Origin of the sequence: Thiospirillum jenense (genome assembly GCF_014145225.1) — a bacterium.
In the GTDB taxonomy this organism is placed as follows: Bacteria; Pseudomonadota; Gammaproteobacteria; order Chromatiales; family Chromatiaceae; genus Thiospirillum; species Thiospirillum jenense.
The window spans coordinates 1-16,004 of the sequence record NZ_JABVCQ010000041.1; the positions used below are offsets into that span (position 1 = coordinate 1).

Consider the following 16,004-nt stretch of genomic DNA (forward strand, 5'->3'; position numbering starts at 1 on the left):
ATATCCTCCAATTGATTCGGGAAGGTTTAGTTGGTATTCCAACAGGTACAAAGTTGACTTTAGAACAAATATTTGAACGAGTGGATAAAAAACTTTGGGAATGTTTGACCTATTCAGCGCGCCGCAAATGGGGTAAAGCATTTAAACAATGTGTTCACAGTGGGAGAATAACTGAATTACAGCTCCGGGAAAAAAAGCACATGGGATTTGGTCCACAATTATACGAGTACAATGCCTAAATAGCACAGCGTTATATTTAGTTTTTATTAGCCTTTGCGAGGATCACTTATGCAATATGACATCATCGGTGATTTACATGGCCACGCAGATCATTTAATCGCATTACTCACTAAAATGGGCTACCGTGAGACGCAAGGTGCTTGGCGACATCCTGAACGGCAAGCGTTATTTGTCGGTGATTTTATTGATCGCGGCCCGCAACAAATTAAAACCGTGATGATTGTGCGACGTATGGTAGAAGCCGGAAGCGCCCAAGCAATCATGGGTAATCACGAATTAAATGCCATTGCATGGTTTTTACCTGATCCCGATCAACCGAATGATTTTTTACGCTCGCATCATTCACCGCAATATGGCGAAACGAATCGCCGTCAACATGCCGCTTTTCTTGCTGAAGTTGAACATAATCCCGCATTGCATCAAGAAATCATTGACTGGTTTTTATCTCTGCCACTGTGGTTAGAATTACCAGAATTGCGCCTCGTTCATGCGTGTTGGCATCCACCTTTTATTGAATTTTTTAAACCGTTGTTAATAGATGGGCGCTATTTGTCACCAGAACTCATGGTTGCTGCCAGCCGCGAACCGAATGATCTTGCCGATAAAGATGATCCGCAACCATCGGTTTTCAAAGCAGTTGAAGCGCTAACTAAAGGAATTGAAACGCCACTCCCCGCTGGGCATGACTTTATTGATAAAGACCAAATAACGCGGCGGCGCGTGCGATTACGTTGGTGGGATGCAGCGGCGGATACTTATCAAACGGCGGCCATGCTTGATTCATCAATTCGCGCCCAACTACCCGCGCTACCTATTCCGCCGCATCAACGCCTGCCCTATCAAGCTCATCAACCATTATTTATTGGTCATTATTGGTTAACGGGTGAACCCACCCCCTTGTCTAATCAGGTTGCGTGTGTTGATTACAGCATTGCTAAACACGGTAAATTATGTGCTTATCGTTGGCAAGGTGAAAAGATTTTAACGTCAGAAGGCTATTGTTGTGTCGCATAATTGATTCAAAATCATTGCAGTTTCATTCAGTTTTCTATCACGACTATTTGGAGTGCATATAATGAATACTACTAATTTAGTAGATAAAGCAAAAGGGGCATTTTTTGGTGCGATTTGCGGTGATGCGTTAGGCACGACATTAGAATTCTGCCCGCGTATTTACGAAGAAGAAAAGAAAATACGCGAAATAGTGGGTGGTGGACAATTTAATTTACCCGCCGGCGGTTGGACAGATGATACAGCGATGGCGCTGTGTATTGCAGAATCATTAGTTAAAAATCAAGGCTATCATCCAGCATCAATCATGCGTAACTTTGCTTCCTGGATGACAACTGGTGAATTCTCTTTTAATCACCGCCGTGTTGATATTGGTGTCACAACGAGTCAAGCAATTAGCCACTATTTGACTGATCCCAGTACGCCTTATCATGGTTTGAATGATGAAGATTCTCAGGGGAATGGTTCAATTATGCGCCTGTCGCCAATTTTTACTTATTATCGGCATGATGCAATAGAAGGCACACGGGTCGCGATGGATCAATCATTATTAACTCACGCGCATCCGACCTGCGTGGAGTATTGTAAAAAATGTGCGGATGTGGTGTATTTAGCTTATCAAAATCAATTCCATACTGACGTATTGACGCATAAAACAACGCGCTATCAAGACGTCAAATCGAGGGGATTTGTAATTGATACCTATAACGCCGCCTGTTATGCGTTGGGCAATAGTCATTCATTTGAAGAGGCGGTAGTTTTAGCAGTCAACTTGGGTGACGATGCAGATACCGTTGGTGCAGTTACGGGTATGTTTGCCGGCGCTTATTATGGCTATAGCAATATCCCTGAGCGTTGGGTATCTAAATTATTGTGGTTAGAGTACTTAAATGAAATGTCGGAGTTATTGCTAACACCTGCTTAGGTAAAATAGAGTTGTATTAAGATAAATTGGTCGTTTCCATGCGCTCGCGTGGGAACGATTAAACAACTTATTTTATTAGTTAAGACAACTCAGTTAATAAACATATTTCAATCAATCTCTAATTAAAATGAATCCGCTTAAATCCAGCCCCACACCCAATTGGCACGAACGCTTATTTGTTGCTTTGTAATACCCGTTACCGCAGCATTTTTTATCAATGCTCATGTGGCATTTCACTCACGCTCGACTCGGGTTTATTTTACCCAGTTTCATTCGGTTATTTGTCAAACAATTCGCGGTTAATCTTGACGAAGCGGCTGAATCTTCCCCGGCGGCGTATTCAACATTTAATGCGTTTTTCACGCGGGCATTGCGTTCTGATGCGCGACCCATTACCGATGATCCGCAAACGATTATTAGCCCGGTGGATGCGGTGATTAGCCAACTTGGTACGATTGAGAATGGGCAGTTAATTCAAGCCAAAGGGCGGCAATTCACACTGACTGAATTACTAGGCGGCGCGCCCGATTTAGCGCAGTTATTTGATGGCGGATTATTTGCCACGCTCTATCTATCACCGCGTGATTATCATCGTATTCACACACCCGCGGCCGGGCAATTGCGTTCAATGCTTTACATTCCCGGGCGGTTATTCAGTGTGAATCCCGCAACGGTGCGCGGCGTTCCCAATTTATTTGCGCGGAATGAGCGGGTTATTTGCGTGTTTAATAATGAATATGGCCCCTTTGTATTAGTATTAGTCGGGGCGATTTTCGTGGGCAGTATTGAAACCACTTGGGCGGGTGAAATTACGCCGCCACGCGGGGTAATCATTCGGCGTGATGATTACCCGAATAATGAGACGCCGACCTTTGCGCGGGGGGCTGAATGTGCGCGGTTTAATATGGGATCAACGGTGATTGTATTATTACCGCCGGGACGGGCACAGTGGTTAGCAAATAAACAACCGAATGATCGGATTCAATGCGACGCCGCGTTGGGGCAATGGCAATCAAGGGTTGGTTAATTGGTAGTGCATTTTTTATAGGATTAACTTAATCCTAAACAGTTAACCCTTTTCGTAATGTGGCATTATAATGATGAATAAAACACCATATTGCACCAAAATGCAGCGCTGAATATTTCTTAACAAATTACGCTCTAATAATAACCGATCAACTCGCTCTTTTGTTCCCTGACTAATTGCCATTTTGCTTGGATTTAAAACAAATTGACGCCCACATGTTTTACAGCGGTAAATTTGTTTGTTTAAGCTGTTAAAACCATTTTTAATGATGCTTTCGGATTGATACTTTGGACAATTCATAAAAGTTTATTCCTATTAAAAATCGTTTAACCTATCAAATAATGCACTACTAAGGACGAGAGCCACGTCACCGCCGTGCGCCTGTCGCAGGAATACGCCCGCCGCCCGCCAAACGTGGCGTATGCCGTGCGCTCGACGCTGAATTACGGCTTAGATGCGCTCGACTCGACCGTGCGCGGTCACGATGACGCGGCGGCGGGGTGCGAGGCAAGTGATGCGGAAAAAATTGCCGCGCTGGCGCTGCCCGGGGTGGAATAGGAAATCACGCAATTGGCGCAGCAATTACCGGCGCAAACGCTGCAAAATCAGGATTTCTTATTAAAAAGATTTGTCACCGAAATGCAGGATCAATCCTATCAAATGGTGCATATTGCCTCGCATGGGTTATTTCAAGGTACGCCCCGGACAACTTTATTATCACCTATGATCGTAAATTGGATATGAAAACGCTGGCGCGGGCGTTGCAATTGAAAGAATTATCCCAACGGTCAATTGAATTATTAGTATTAAGCGCCTGTCAAACGGCGGAAGGGAATGATCGCGCACCATTAGGTTTGAGTGGCGTACCATTGCAATCCGGCGCCCGAATAGCATTAGGTTCATTATGGCCAGTGGGCGATAATGCGCCGCAGTTATTAATGACGCGCTTTTATGAAGCATTGCAACAGTCGGGCATGACCAAAGCGCAGGCATTACAGGCGGCGCAGCATGCGTTAATTGCCGGTGGTCGATACACGCAACCGAATGCGTGGGCGGGATTTATTTTAGTCGGTAATTGGTTGTAATGAATAATGCGTTCCCACCTGGAGCGTGGGAACGATCAATTCAATTAATCGTTAGGGCAGGGGGACTTAATCAAAAACACTCAATCATCATTCCGTGCGCACCTGCACCCGCCGATTAACGCGGGCGCTGGGATTTAGAGGGATCATACGGCTCACTTTCACCCTTGCCCACCGCAATCAACCGACTCACTTTAATACCGGTTTAGGCAATTAAATATTCCCGCGCCGCCTGCGCCCACTCTTCAGACAAGGCTTGATTATACAAATTACCACCCGCCGCGTCAGTATGACCTTCAATTACCCAAGTCATGTCTTTTAATTGCAGCGCCGTAAGTGCTTGACCCAATTTATCCAATTCACGCATCGCCGCCTAATTTAATTGTACTGAATTATAACCGAAATAAATCGCCACCCCATCGCCCGTCTAACTTGACGTATTTTTGGGAATATAAACATCGGATGACGGCTGCGGTTTTGCCTTTACAACTACCCGCGGCGGCGTTTTTTCCACTCGCGGTTCTGAATGATAACGTGGCGGCGGCAGTACATTCGCCTGTTCAACAACTTGACGTTCATTAACCCGCGATACTGTTTCACCACGCGATTTAATGCCTGTTCATAATCATCAGCAGTCGCGCAGTGCTGCATATATTCTTCGGCATAAATAGGCGCCGCGACACCACAAGTCAATAATACAAGCAGTCCAAACTGATGCGATTTTATTTGCATTTGTATTATCTCTTAAATTAAGTTTAACCATTGTTTAATCGCAAGCACGCATGAATAATACCAATTTAACACACTGGCGGATGTGGTGAGCCAACAATCTACATTATTCGCAAATAATGATTAGTTGATACGATTCGTTATTCACCACATCCTACGCAAAATTCATGCTATCATTCACAGCACACATCGCCACTTCATTAAACAAGTAATCACTATGCAACTCACTCGCCTCATCTATTGTAGTAAATTATGTCCTCTCAGCACTGGCAGCATTGAAAAGATTCTCGAATCTTCCCGCCGCTATAATACCAGTAACGCCATCACTGGCATATTATTATTTAATGGCACCTTTTTTTTACAATGTTTAGAAGGTGGACGAATAGCAGTGAATGAAACCTATTGCCGTATCCTACATGATGATCGCCATATTGAATCTGTGTTATTAAGCTATGAAACAATTGATCGGCGCGAATTTGGTGATTGGGCAATGGGTTATGTCGCTTGGACTAAAGACCTACGTCCGATTATTCGTGCCTACAGCATCACCGATGAATTCAGCCCTTATCAATTAAGCGGTAGCAGTGCGCTCGGATTATTACGCGAATTAAGTACGAAAGTCGCATCCTGTTAATCAATCCAGCATCACTCGTGCCGCTGTATTGAATAACTGAAGTGCGCAATTAACCCATCAGCATTACCCCGTCATTTGCCATGTTCACCGATTATCCAGAATATCGTTATCATTTATTACGCGCCGCGAATGAAAAATTTCAGTGTGCAATTCCGGCGCTCAACCCCGATCGATTCGCAGTAGCGCAGGCGCAAGCGGAACGCACCTGGGCATTGGAGATGCGCGTATTAACCAGTGCCGAAGCGCACGTTATTGAGATTACAGCGTCGCAAGTAAATGAAGCATTAGCGCAGTTGATTGCCCGTTATCCTAATCATGCCAGCTTTGAAGCCGCATTAACTCATAATGGTTTAGATACCATCACTATTTATAGCGCCTTGCAACGTGAATTGCATTTTGACGCCGTATTACAGCATATCGGCGCGAATTATCAGCCCGTCACCGGCGCTGAAGAAGAGACATTTTATGATACACATCAAGCGCGTTTTGTTATGCCAGAACGACGCACCGCCCGACATATTTTAATTACATTAAATGATGAATATGAAGAAAACCGGCGCCCGGCAGTGCAATTGCGTTTAACCACGCTCGCCGCCGAATTGAATGGCGCCGATGCGGACACCTTTGGGCGGTTGGCGTATCGTTATTCCGAATGCCCGAGCGCATTGGAAGGTGGGCGGCTCGGTACACTCAGTCGGCATCAATTATATCCGTCACTCGATATGGCGCTGTTTTCATTAACCGTCGGTGAAATGAGTAGTATTGTTGAATCGCCGCTCGGGTTGCATCTAGTTTTTTGTGAACAGATTCATCCAGCAACGGTGTCTTCATTTGAACAGGTGCGCGACCGTATTCACCATTTTTTAACCAACCAACGGCGTCAGCAATTACAAAAAGCCTGGATTGCGACGCTGCCTCATTAACCATTATGCCGCGTTTTTATTAACACCTATGTCACTATCACCAGCGCCGGCTTGTATTGAATTAACACACGGCAGCGGCGGTCGTGTGACTGCTGAGTTAATTACCAATGTATTTCACCGTCATTTTGATAATGCGTGGTTACGTCAAGGAAATGATTACGCCATATTCACGCCACCGCCCGGGCGATTAGTCATTAGCACGGACGCCCATGTCATTACGCCATTATGGTTTCCGGGCGGCGATATTGGCTGTTTAGCGGTGAATGGCACGATTAATGACGTGGCAATGGCGGGCGCCCAACCATTATATTTATCTGCCGCGTTCATTCTTGAAGAAGGGTTTTTATTAACTGATTTAGAACGCATTGTCATTAGCATGGCGGCGGCGGCGCGGGCGGCAGGTGTGCCAATTGTCACCGGCGATACCAAAGTGGTCGAGCGCGGTCATGGCGACGGCTGTTTTATTACCACGACGGGTATTGGAGTTGTGCCAAAAGGGATTAACATTAGTGGTGATCGTGCCGCACTGGGTGATGCAATTTTAATTAACGGTAGCATGGGCGATCATGGCGTAGCGGTACTAGCAGCGCGTGAACAATTGCATTTCATCACACCACCGCAATCGGATAGCGCCGCGTTGCATTCATTAGTCGCGGCAATGATTACAGCCGTGCCGGAATTGCATTGTTTGCGTGATCCAACTCGCGGTGGTTTAGCCACGACATTAAATGAACTTGCGCACCAGTCGGGCGTGGGAATGCAATTAACCGAAGCGGCGATTCCTATTCACGCGGCGGTGCGCGGTGCCTGTGAATTGCTCGGATTTGATCCGTTGTATTTAGCAAATGAGGGTAAATTGGTGGCGATTTGTCCGGCCGCGGCCGCGGAAACTTTATTAGCCACCATGCGGGCGCATTCACTCGGACGCGAGGCGGCAATTATTGGTACGGTGACAGGAGATGCGCAGCATTTGGTACAAATGAAGACTGTATTTGGCGGCTCGCGGTTGGTGGCGTGGTTGACGGGCGATCAATTGCCGCGTATTTGTTAATCGCTGCGATATTAAACCCAACGCTATTCAATTTAGGCAGTTTGTTGATTATGTCTTATTTAGATGATCCGCGTGTTTTATTCGCCGCCGAGCGCACATTATTAGCTTGGAATCGCACTGCCATTGCGATCATGGCATTCGGTTTTGTGGTCGAACGCTTTGGCTTGTTTTTGCATATCATGGCACAGCATCAAACCCAAATTGGTCATTACGATGCCGCATTGGTGTTGGGCATGAGTTTTATTATCGTCGGCGTTGTGCTATTGCTGATTTCAATGCGGCAGTATCGCCTGGTGATTAAAACACTTAGTCCGGCTGAAATCCCCACTGGGTATTGGATTAACATGGGCGTATTAACTAATCTTATCATGGCGATATTAGGGCTGGCACTGTTGGCGTATTTGGCATTGGTATAAAAGTGAGGTGAACATGACGGTAAAAGATGTTCGTTGGAAACAACGTTTTAATCATTATCACAACGCATTCCATGAACTCAAAGAGAGTATTGTATTAGCCAATACACGCCCCCTGAGTAAATTAGAAAAGCAAGGCGTTATTCAAGGGTTTGAATATACGTTTGAATTGGCGTGGAATTTATTAAAAGATTATCTCACATTTCAAGGTCATACCCGATTAGTTGGTTCCCGCGATACTATTCGTGAAGCCTTCAAACGTGAGTTAATTATGAATGGTGAAGTGTGGATGGAAATGATTAAATCGCGGAATCTAGTCGCTCATGCGTATGATCGTGAGATTGCCGAACAAATTTATACTGACATCTTTTCGTTATTCTTTTCTGAATTAGAAATGCTATACGTCAATTTTTTGCAACGGTCGCGTGAGGAAGAGAATTAATGGCATTCGGTTTATCAGACAATACACTCGTAATTGTACGCACGATTCTCCAGCAATATCCCAGCATTGAACAAGCAATCATCTATGGTTCACGCGCAAAAGGTAATTATAGAAACGGCTCCGATATTGATTTAACTTTAATTGGATCAACACTGGATTATCACACCTTGTTTGATGTTGCCGATGCGTTTGATGATTCGGATATTCCTTATACGGTGGATGTGTCGTTATTTGAAAAAATTAACAACCCCGATTTGCGGGAACATATTCAACGAGTCGGTCAAGTGCTGTATCAACGCGATGCGATGCTGGTGAATGAAACTGCGCCCCTGCCCGAGAGCGTTTAATAACCCGAGATTATTTCTCCTTTGACTGACCAACGCTGTTTTATTCTGCAAGTGGCGGTCGCCGCGCCGCTGCCAGAATTATTCGATTATTTACCGCCACCGCAATCAACTGCGCCCGTGTTAATTGGAATGCGCGTGTTAGTGCCATTCGGGCGCAGCCAGCGCGTCGGAATAATTGTAGCAATTGCGCCCGCAAGTGAATTAACCCCCGACCGCTTAAAACCCATCACGCAATTATTAGATACGCAGCCGTTATTAACCGCCGCCGACATCAGTTTTTTACTCTGGAGCGCCAAATATTATCGCGGTTTTCCCGGCGAAGCGGTGTTCAGCGCATTACCAACCCGCCTGCGCCGCGCTGATCGTTCAATCAATCCACCCGCGCCAGCAATTGAATCAACTGCCATTGAGTCAAGCGCTATTGAATCAACCCCAATTGAATTGCCGACATTAAATACCGAGCAAAGCGCCGCAATTGCCGCTATTCACAATCAATCGGGGTTTAATTGTTTTTTACTCGACGGCGTGACCGGCAGCGGTAAAACCGAGGTGTATTTGCGTCTGATTGCTACCACACTCGCTCGCGGCGGGCAGGTGCTGGTGCTGGTGCCGGAAATTGGCTTAACACCGCAACTGCAACGCCGTTTCACCCAGCGGCTAAATACGCCAATTGCCGTGATCCACTCCAATTTGACCGCGAACAGCCGCGAACTGGCGTGGTGGCAAGTGGTGCGCGGCACGGCGGGCGTGTTACTCGGGACGCGCTCGGCGGTGTTCACGCCCATCCCCAAGTTGGCGCTGGTGATCGTGGACGAGGAGCATGATGTCTCGTTAAAACAACAGGATGGTTGGCGCTACTCAGCGCGTGATTTGGCGGTGCGACGAGCGCAACTGGCTGATTGTCCAGTGATTTTAGGCAGTGCCACCCCGGCATTGGAAAGTTTGCGCAACGCCCAACTGGGGCGTTATCACCACTTGTTGCTGCCGCGCCGCGCCGGCACCGCCCGCAGTCCGCAACTGGTGATCGCCGATTTGCGCACCCAACCCGTCACCACCGGGCTGAGTCACGCACTACTCACACGCATGGAAACTGAGCTAAATTGCGGCAATCAGGTGCTGTTATTTCTCAATCGGCGCGGATTTGCGCCCGTTTTGACCTGTCACCAGTGCAATTGGCTGAGTAATTGCCCGCGCTGCGACGTGAAATTGACCGTTCACCGCGACATCGAGCGGTTAATGTGTCACCACTGCGGTTTTTCCCGCCCAATTCCCACGCTTTGCCCCGATTGCGGCGGGACGGATTTGCGCCCGCTCGGGCAGGGGACGGAGCGCGTTGCCGATTACCTGCGCCGCCGTTTTCCCGACTGTCCAATCGGGCGCATTGACCGCGACAGCACCCGCCGCAAGGGCGAATTGGAGCGGCTGTTGACCGCAGCGCGGCTGGGCGAGTACCCGATTTTGCTGGGGACGCAAATGTTGGCAAAAGGGCATCATTTGCCCGGCGTGACGTTGGTCGGTATTTTGAGTTTGGATCAGGGTTTGCACGGCGTGGAGTTTCGGGCGACCGAACGGATGGCGCAGTTGTTGGTGCAGGTGGCGGGTCGCGCTGGTCGGGCGGCGCGAGCGGGGACGGTGTTGTTGCAAACGCGCTACCCGGAGCATCCGTTGCTTTTGGCACTATTGCAACAGGGTTACGCCGGTTTTGCCGCGCAGGCATTGATTGAACGTGAGGCGGCGCAGTTGCCACCGTTTAGTTATCAGGCGCTGCTGCGGGCGGATAGTCGCACATCTGAGACAGCGATGGAGTTTTTACAACAGGCGGCGACGGTCGCCCCAGCACTCGGCGCGGCGGAGTTGTGGGGGCCGGCACCCGCTCCATTGGAACGGCGGGCGGCGCGGTATCGAGCGCAATTATTATTGCAAGCGCCGAGTCGCCAAATTGTGCAAACGGTATTAAATGAGTGGTTGCCGCGAGTGCGCGATTTGAATTACCCCAGTCAATTGCGTTGGAGTGTGGATGTTGATCCGCAGGAGGGGGTGTAACATTAGGATAATAATTAACAATACCATGTTTGATAACGTATTCGGGTATAATACCCAACGGTTGGCAGCGCGGGATTACAATATCAACCCGTATGCTTAAATAAAAAACGATTGATTTTGAGTGAAATAAATCATGTTTGACGTCGGCGCACAAGAATTGATTTTAATTGGTATTGTGGCATTGATCGTGGTTGGCCCCGAGCGAATGCCGCGCCTCGCCCGCGCTGCTGGATTATGGTTCGGGCGCGCCCGCCGGGCATTATTAAGCGTCAAATTGGAAATAGATCAGGAATTAAAAGCCGAGGAATTGCGGGAAATTATGCGCAAACAATCAATCAATCGGCCGCTGGAGACGCTCATCACCCCGCCGGCGGTGACAATGAAATCCCCACCGCCCGCGCCGCCCATCACCAATGACCCGTCACCGATCAATTCGCCTAATCAACCCGCGGCTCCTCGCGTTTCTGATTGAGATTTATTCGTTTAATCATTATAATTGCGGCGCCTACTATTCACTCAACGCGGGATGCAAAACGTTATGATTTGGCCTTTTCAATCCAAAAAAAAACCACCCCCAGCGGCTGAAGATGCGCTTGAACAAACCTTCATTTCTCATTTAAGCGAATTGCGCGACCGCATCGTGCGCATGGTGATTGCGGTCATCGCTGTCTTTTTTATTCTCTTTCCATTCGCCAATGACATTTACACCGTCGTTGCCGCACCCATTATTGCCAAATTACCCGTTGGCTCCACCATGATTGCCACCCAAGTGGCCTCACCCTTTTTAACGCCAATTAAACTGGCGCTCATCACCTCCATTTTTTTAACCATGCCCTACATTCTTTATCAATTATGGGGATTTGTCGCACCTGGTTTATATCGCCATGAAAAACGATTAGCGGTGCCATTATTAGTTTCCAGCATTGCGCTGTTTTATATTGGCATGGCATTCGCCTATTTTGTCGTTTTTCCATTCGTCTTTGCATTCTTCGCCGCCGTCACACCTGAAGGCGTCAGCCAAATGCCCGACATCGCGGCGTATTTAGATTTTGTATTAGCACTATTCCTCGCATTCGGCGTCGCTTTTGAAATTCCCATTGCCACTGTTTTATTAGTCGCCATTGGTGTCACCACCCCGGAAAACTTAATTGAAAAACGCCCCTATGTCATTGTCGGTGCATTCGTCGTTGGGATGTTTTTAACGCCACCCGACGTCGTCTCACAGACGTTATTAGCCCTGCCCATGTGGTGGTTATATGAAGCGGGCGTGTATTTTTCACGCTATTTCGTGACTAATCCGAATGAAAACAAAACACACGCATTAACGCCGGTGAATAACCCGCCGCCGTCTGCACCAATCACGCCGCCACCACCTGCGCCGCCGGTGCAAACCCCCGTTCAATCAATAGATTCATTTCCAGATTCTTGGCCAGCAGATATTGATTCCGAAGAGGCCGCATTGGATTTAGCCGATGCCGAAATGGCGCATTTATCATTACCGCCCGCAACACCGCAATCACCTGCCAATACATCAATTAGCACGGCCGCACATGCTAATGATTTACTGCTGCATCAAGCGCATCAATTACGTTTGCAGGGGCATTTATTACCCGCTCGGCAATTGTTGTATCAAGTGTTAGAAAGCGGTGAACCCGATCAGCGGCGGGTGGCACGCACCATTTTGACGGAATTGGATCAATCCATTTAATGCACGTTTGATCGTTCCCACGTTCCAGCGTGGGAACGCACATCTGCATTATTTATCAATCCGTTTAATTGGTGTTGTTTATGATAAAACCGGTCACAGCGTATTTAGCACTCGGTTCTAATCTTGACCCGTTGCAATACATTCCACAGGCGTTGCAATTATTAACCCAATTGCCCGAGGCGACGTTAATTGCCGAGTCGCGCTGGTATCACACCCGCCCGTTTGGGTTATTCAACCAACCGGCCTTTATTAATCTCGCGGTGGCATTAGAAACGCAATTAACGCCATTGGCATTATTAACTCACACGCAGCAAATTGAAAACCAACTCGGGCGAGTGCGCACCATTGCCAATGGCCCGCGCACCATTGATATTGATTTGGTGTTAATTGGTGATGCGGTGAGCGATGATCCGCTATTAAAACTGCCGCATCCGGGGTTATTAGAACGCGACTTTATGTTAATTCCAGTATTAGACATCGCACCGCCGTCATTGCGCGAGCCGCGCAGCGGTCAATTCCTGAGCGTATTTGCGCCAGCGGTGCGTTATCGGCAAATCATTTCATGTTCAACACAAGCGCGCAGCAACGATCAATCAATTGCCGTCTCGCATTGACACCGATAATTTTAATCGCCAGTCAATAAAAACGCCCCAGTAAATTGCTTCACTGAGGCGTTAACCATTATCTATTTTAGTACGCTAAATCAATCAGCGCCCATGCCATTCAATCGGATTAATTATCTTTCGCGCCCTCATTAATCCACTTTTCAATCAATTCAATCTCCGACACGGGCAAGGGTTCTTTGGAATGCGGCATTTGAATAGATTTATCCACCCGCCCGGAAATCAAACGATACAGTGAACTAGACAGCGGATCCCCCGCCACCACCACCGGTCCGTGCTTCGTTCCCTTCAAAACCGAGGTGTAGGAATCCACCAAAAAGCCACTGGCTTCCTCGCCTTGCCCGCCGGGCAAATGACATTCGGAACAATGTTTGCTCAGAATCGGCTGCACATCTTGCGTATAACTGACCGACGTGCCATCGCACCCTTGTAGCAGCGCCACCGAGACCAGAGCCGTTGCTGAAACCAACGTTTTGAGCATGGTTATCTATTCCTAAAAAACTGGCGCACCGGGTGCGCGTTGAAAACTGGAAATGAGTTTGACCGAAACTGTTGGGCAGGGGCGTGATAACAACCGTCATTTGCTTGAATCACCGCCCGCGTGGTGCGACATGCTACGCTGACTAGCGCATTCCAGCAAGATTGCACCGCTCTAATAACCTGTCGCACTCGCCGCACCGCGTTAGAACGCCGCGCCCGCCATTTCGACATCACTCACGGCGGCGTTGATTGAACCGAAATCGCCGGGCATTGGTATCTATTAAAATTAAATGTCCGCATTGGCACTACCGGCGTCAGTCAACGCGACATTTGTATTAGCGATCATATTAGCACATCTCTCACCGCGTTAATAATGAACACCAGCCGCATCTAATAAACGCGGATACACTAACTCCGGAAATTGATGCGGGCGTTCACTGCTAATAAAATCATGCGCCAATTTTAACTGATCCGGCAAATCAATAATAGTCAAGTTCACCTGATATTGATTCCGCCACCGCGCCGCCAATTCACGCGCTGCATCATTATTGACACTCTGGTCATTTGGGTTTAATACGAAAACCAAACGACGAGTCGCTGGCGCGGTGTGCTGCGCCGCTTGTTTAATCATACAACTTAAGCGGAGAATTTGCGCCAACGCATGATACGAATATTCTGGATACGCATAATTTGGTGTATCATCTATTCGATTAGTCGGTTGCCACGCCACAAATGAATCGGGCAAAATACTAAATAGATTCATCGCCGCTGTCGTTAATGGCAATGGAATAGGTTTAAAGCTAAATGCCGGCGCAATCATAATTGCTTGTTCAATATCCGAACGATGATGCGCCGCCCACGCCGTCACCACCCCACCGGCGGATAATCCCATCATCGTTATTCTCCGCCCCAAGCCATGCGCAATATCAAGCGCTCGATCAGCGTATTGGGTTAATGCTTCAGCAGTTAATTGACCGTGTGCGTGAGTGAAACGATTTGCGTCACCATGATACGGCAGCGGGGCAATTAACACATTATAGCCGGCATGATAAAACTGCTGACCTAATGAATAAAATTGGCGTGGACAACTGGTATAGCCATGCACCAATACGATGCCCCGCTCGGTTGCATGATGATGCGTCATTAACGTCAATTGGCACAGTGGATTCATCGATGGCACCGCGCTATTTTGCCACTGTTGAATACGCAATAAAGCAGCCGGATAATCCGCCGCCGGATTGGAATAGGAAGGCAAATCATCACAGCGCCACGGTGTCAGTATGGTTAATAATAATGCCGTTACTATTCCAATCACGCTAATTATGACAACTTGCCGGAGTTGCTGAATACCCCAATTCATTATTGTTAAAATAATTAAAGCTAAACTGGCGGCGCCGGTAAGGTAGCGAGTAATGCGTCAAACCAGCGATGAACAGCGGCGAAATCGCGCCCAGCGGTCATTTCTAATTCTTGATATGATTGAACAAATTCCGCCGGAATTAACTCATCTTCATTGGTGCAAGTACAGAGCGCGGCAATGCTAATTGGCGTGACTTCTAAATGACATTGCAACCCCAGTACCCGCCCATCATAATAAAACGCCTGCTGTTGACAAGCGGTGCTGGTGGCTAAATGCACCGCCCCAGGTGGCAAGCTAAATGTATCGCCATGCCAATGAAAAGCAGTTAATTGCTTGGGCAATGTAGCACAGCCGGGTAATTGATGCGCCGCATCCGTCCAGGTAATTGGAAACCAACCGATTTCTTGCTGATCATTACGGCGCACTGTCGCGCCCAATGCCTGCGCGATCAATTGCGCACCCAAACAAATCCCAATAACAGTTTTACCATCTTCAATTGCCGTATTAATACAAACTTTTTCTGCCGTCAACCAACTATGCTCATTATCATCATTCACGTTCATTGGGCCGCCCAGTACAATTAACCAATCATAGCTATCACGGGTAGGGCAAGGATCACCAGTGTAGAGGTGATTGATAGTTAAATGGTGATGATGGCGAGTTGCCCAGTCGCCTAAATACGCTGGACCTTCAAATGGAACGTGTTGCAAAACTTGAATACGCATAATCTTTACCTGTCAAATCGCATAATGAAAATTAGGAGTGACACAATTGATCGTTCAGTTTATCATCAACAGATAATTCAACCGTTTTACATACCCCGCATGAAATGCACCAGTTGGCGACATAGAGAATAATTCTCCTTCTATCAATTCGACATGCGTTGCATCATTAAATAACCCCAATTCACCCAAACAGTGATACACATCAACCGTAAAACACCAGTCCGGACGTTAGGATAAATTA

Annotated in this window: 22 protein-coding genes, 1 tRNA gene and 3 pseudogenes; 18 read left to right on the forward strand and 8 right to left on the reverse strand. The window is 47.6% G+C overall.

Annotation, left to right across the window (positions count from 1 at the left end):
- The 4 genes and pseudogenes from HUK38_RS13335 to asd all read left to right on the forward strand — a co-directional run.
- Positions 1-239, forward strand: a 239-nt coding sequence (locus HUK38_RS13335; RefSeq protein WP_238787668.1) for a hypothetical protein, incomplete at its 5' end; no start/stop codon positions are given.
- 49 nt (positions 240-288) lie between these two features.
- Positions 289-1,254: a metallophosphoesterase gene (locus HUK38_RS13340; RefSeq protein ID WP_182584830.1), complete on the forward strand. Its 966-nt coding sequence runs from the start codon at positions 289-291 to the stop codon at positions 1,252-1,254.
- Positions 1,255-1,315: 61 nt separating this feature from the next.
- The gene (locus HUK38_RS13345) at positions 1,316-2,176 is read left to right on the forward strand and encodes an ADP-ribosylglycohydrolase family protein (protein ID WP_182584831.1); all 861 of its coding nucleotides are present in this window, start codon (positions 1,316-1,318) and stop codon (positions 2,174-2,176) included.
- A gap of 127 nt (positions 2,177-2,303) precedes the next feature.
- Positions 2,304-3,203: pseudogene (gene asd / locus HUK38_RS13350) on the forward strand (archaetidylserine decarboxylase).
- Positions 3,204-3,245: 42 nt separating this feature from the next.
- Here asd and HUK38_RS13355 read toward each other — a convergent pair.
- A complete protein-coding gene (locus HUK38_RS13355; RefSeq protein ID WP_182584833.1) occupies positions 3,246-3,503 on the reverse strand; it encodes an IS1 family transposase in 258 nt (85 codons plus the stop codon).
- Between the two features lie 75 nt (positions 3,504-3,578).
- Here HUK38_RS13355 and HUK38_RS13360 point away from each other — a divergent pair, with 75 nt between their 5' ends.
- Together HUK38_RS13360 and HUK38_RS13370 are read left to right on the forward strand one after the other, a co-directional pair.
- Entirely contained in the window at positions 3,579-3,761 is a 183-nt protein-coding gene (locus HUK38_RS13360) for a hypothetical protein (RefSeq protein WP_182584834.1), read from the forward strand.
- A gap of 176 nt (positions 3,762-3,937) precedes the next feature.
- A complete protein-coding gene (locus HUK38_RS13370; RefSeq protein WP_275285030.1) occupies positions 3,938-4,288 on the forward strand; it encodes a CHAT domain-containing protein in 351 nt (116 codons plus the stop codon).
- Positions 4,289-4,490: 202 nt separating this feature from the next.
- On the opposite strand, the gene HUK38_RS13375 is transcribed toward HUK38_RS13370, so the two are convergent.
- Positions 4,491-4,652, reverse strand: a complete 162-nt coding sequence (locus HUK38_RS13375) for an OmpA family protein (protein ID WP_182584837.1) — start codon at positions 4,650-4,652, stop codon at positions 4,491-4,493.
- Between the two features lie 122 nt (positions 4,653-4,774).
- On the reverse strand, positions 4,775-5,017 hold the full coding sequence (locus HUK38_RS13380; RefSeq protein ID WP_182584838.1) for a hypothetical protein: 243 nt from the start codon (positions 5,015-5,017) through the stop codon (positions 4,775-4,777).
- 214 nt (positions 5,018-5,231) lie between these two features.
- Between HUK38_RS13380 and HUK38_RS13385 the strand changes: the two genes are divergently transcribed.
- The 7 genes and pseudogenes from HUK38_RS13385 to HUK38_RS15655 form a co-directional block, all read left to right on the forward strand.
- Positions 5,232-5,648 carry a BLUF domain-containing protein gene (locus tag HUK38_RS13385; RefSeq protein ID WP_182584839.1) on the forward strand — a complete coding sequence of 139 codons (417 nt, stop codon included), beginning with the start codon at positions 5,232-5,234 and terminating at the stop codon, positions 5,646-5,648.
- A gap of 80 nt (positions 5,649-5,728) precedes the next feature.
- Positions 5,729-6,571 (forward strand): nitrogen fixation protein NifM, encoded by an 843-nt coding sequence (nifM, locus tag HUK38_RS13390; RefSeq protein WP_182584840.1) that lies wholly within the window; start codon positions 5,729-5,731, stop codon positions 6,569-6,571.
- A gap of 28 nt (positions 6,572-6,599) precedes the next feature.
- Positions 6,600-7,622 carry a hydrogenase expression/formation protein HypE gene (hypE, locus tag HUK38_RS13395; RefSeq protein WP_182584841.1) on the forward strand — a complete coding sequence of 341 codons (1,023 nt, stop codon included), beginning with the start codon at positions 6,600-6,602 and terminating at the stop codon, positions 7,620-7,622.
- A 50-nt stretch (positions 7,623-7,672) separates the two neighbouring features.
- Complete coding sequence (locus HUK38_RS13400) at positions 7,673-8,038, forward strand: YidH family protein (protein WP_182584842.1); 366 nt, start codon at positions 7,673-7,675, stop codon at positions 8,036-8,038.
- A 13-nt stretch (positions 8,039-8,051) separates the two neighbouring features.
- A complete protein-coding gene (locus tag HUK38_RS13405; protein WP_182584843.1) occupies positions 8,052-8,477 on the forward strand; it encodes a nucleotidyltransferase substrate binding protein in 426 nt (141 codons plus the stop codon).
- The gene (locus HUK38_RS13410; RefSeq protein WP_182584844.1) at positions 8,477-8,824 is read left to right on the forward strand and encodes a nucleotidyltransferase domain-containing protein; all 348 of its coding nucleotides are present in this window, start codon (positions 8,477-8,479) and stop codon (positions 8,822-8,824) included. Before HUK38_RS13405 ends, HUK38_RS13410 begins: the two co-directional genes overlap by 1 nt.
- Positions 8,825-8,875: 51 nt before the next feature.
- Positions 8,876-9,709 (forward strand): annotated as a pseudogene (locus HUK38_RS15655) (primosomal protein N' family DNA-binding protein); the annotation flags it as partial.
- A gap of 27 nt (positions 9,710-9,736) precedes the next feature.
- Here the strand turns inward: HUK38_RS15655 and HUK38_RS13420 are convergent.
- The gene (locus tag HUK38_RS13420; RefSeq protein WP_182584845.1) at positions 9,737-9,892 is read right to left on the reverse strand and encodes a hypothetical protein; all 156 of its coding nucleotides are present in this window, start codon (positions 9,890-9,892) and stop codon (positions 9,737-9,739) included.
- A gap of 15 nt (positions 9,893-9,907) precedes the next feature.
- Here HUK38_RS13420 and HUK38_RS15660 point away from each other — a divergent pair.
- A pseudogene (locus HUK38_RS15660) lies at positions 9,908-10,078 on the forward strand (hypothetical protein); the annotation flags it as partial.
- Between the two features lie 33 nt (positions 10,079-10,111).
- Here the strand turns inward: HUK38_RS15660 and HUK38_RS13430 are convergent.
- A tRNA-Ser gene (locus HUK38_RS13430) sits at positions 10,112-10,228 on the reverse strand.
- Between HUK38_RS13430 and HUK38_RS15550 the strand changes: the two genes are divergently transcribed.
- The 4 genes from HUK38_RS15550 (at position 10,205) to folK (ending at position 13,189) form a co-directional block, all read left to right on the forward strand.
- Complete coding sequence (locus tag HUK38_RS15550) at positions 10,205-10,867, forward strand: helicase-related protein (protein WP_338065425.1); 663 nt, start codon at positions 10,205-10,207, stop codon at positions 10,865-10,867. The genes HUK38_RS13430 and HUK38_RS15550 overlap by 24 nt on opposite strands.
- Before the next feature lie 133 nt (positions 10,868-11,000).
- Complete coding sequence (gene tatB, locus HUK38_RS13440) at positions 11,001-11,339, forward strand: Sec-independent protein translocase protein TatB (protein ID WP_182584846.1); 339 nt, start codon at positions 11,001-11,003, stop codon at positions 11,337-11,339.
- Between the two features lie 66 nt (positions 11,340-11,405).
- The gene (tatC, locus tag HUK38_RS13445; protein ID WP_182584847.1) at positions 11,406-12,575 is read left to right on the forward strand and encodes a twin-arginine translocase subunit TatC; all 1,170 of its coding nucleotides are present in this window, start codon (positions 11,406-11,408) and stop codon (positions 12,573-12,575) included.
- A gap of 80 nt (positions 12,576-12,655) precedes the next feature.
- Positions 12,656-13,189, forward strand: a complete 534-nt coding sequence (gene folK, locus HUK38_RS13450; protein WP_182584848.1) for a 2-amino-4-hydroxy-6-hydroxymethyldihydropteridine diphosphokinase — start codon at positions 12,656-12,658, stop codon at positions 13,187-13,189.
- Positions 13,190-13,307: 118 nt separating this feature from the next.
- Here the strand turns inward: folK and HUK38_RS13455 are convergent, their stop codons facing one another.
- The 3 genes from HUK38_RS13455 to HUK38_RS13465 form a co-directional block, all read right to left on the reverse strand.
- Complete coding sequence (locus tag HUK38_RS13455; protein WP_182584849.1) at positions 13,308-13,679, reverse strand: c-type cytochrome domain-containing protein; 372 nt, start codon at positions 13,677-13,679, stop codon at positions 13,308-13,310.
- Between the two features lie 366 nt (positions 13,680-14,045).
- The gene (locus tag HUK38_RS13460; protein WP_338065424.1) at positions 14,046-14,993 is read right to left on the reverse strand and encodes an alpha/beta hydrolase; all 948 of its coding nucleotides are present in this window, start codon (positions 14,991-14,993) and stop codon (positions 14,046-14,048) included.
- A gap of 65 nt (positions 14,994-15,058) precedes the next feature.
- Positions 15,059-15,763 (reverse strand): type 1 glutamine amidotransferase, encoded by a 705-nt coding sequence (locus HUK38_RS13465; protein WP_182584851.1) that lies wholly within the window; start codon positions 15,761-15,763, stop codon positions 15,059-15,061.
- Positions 15,764-16,004 lie beyond the last annotated feature (241 nt).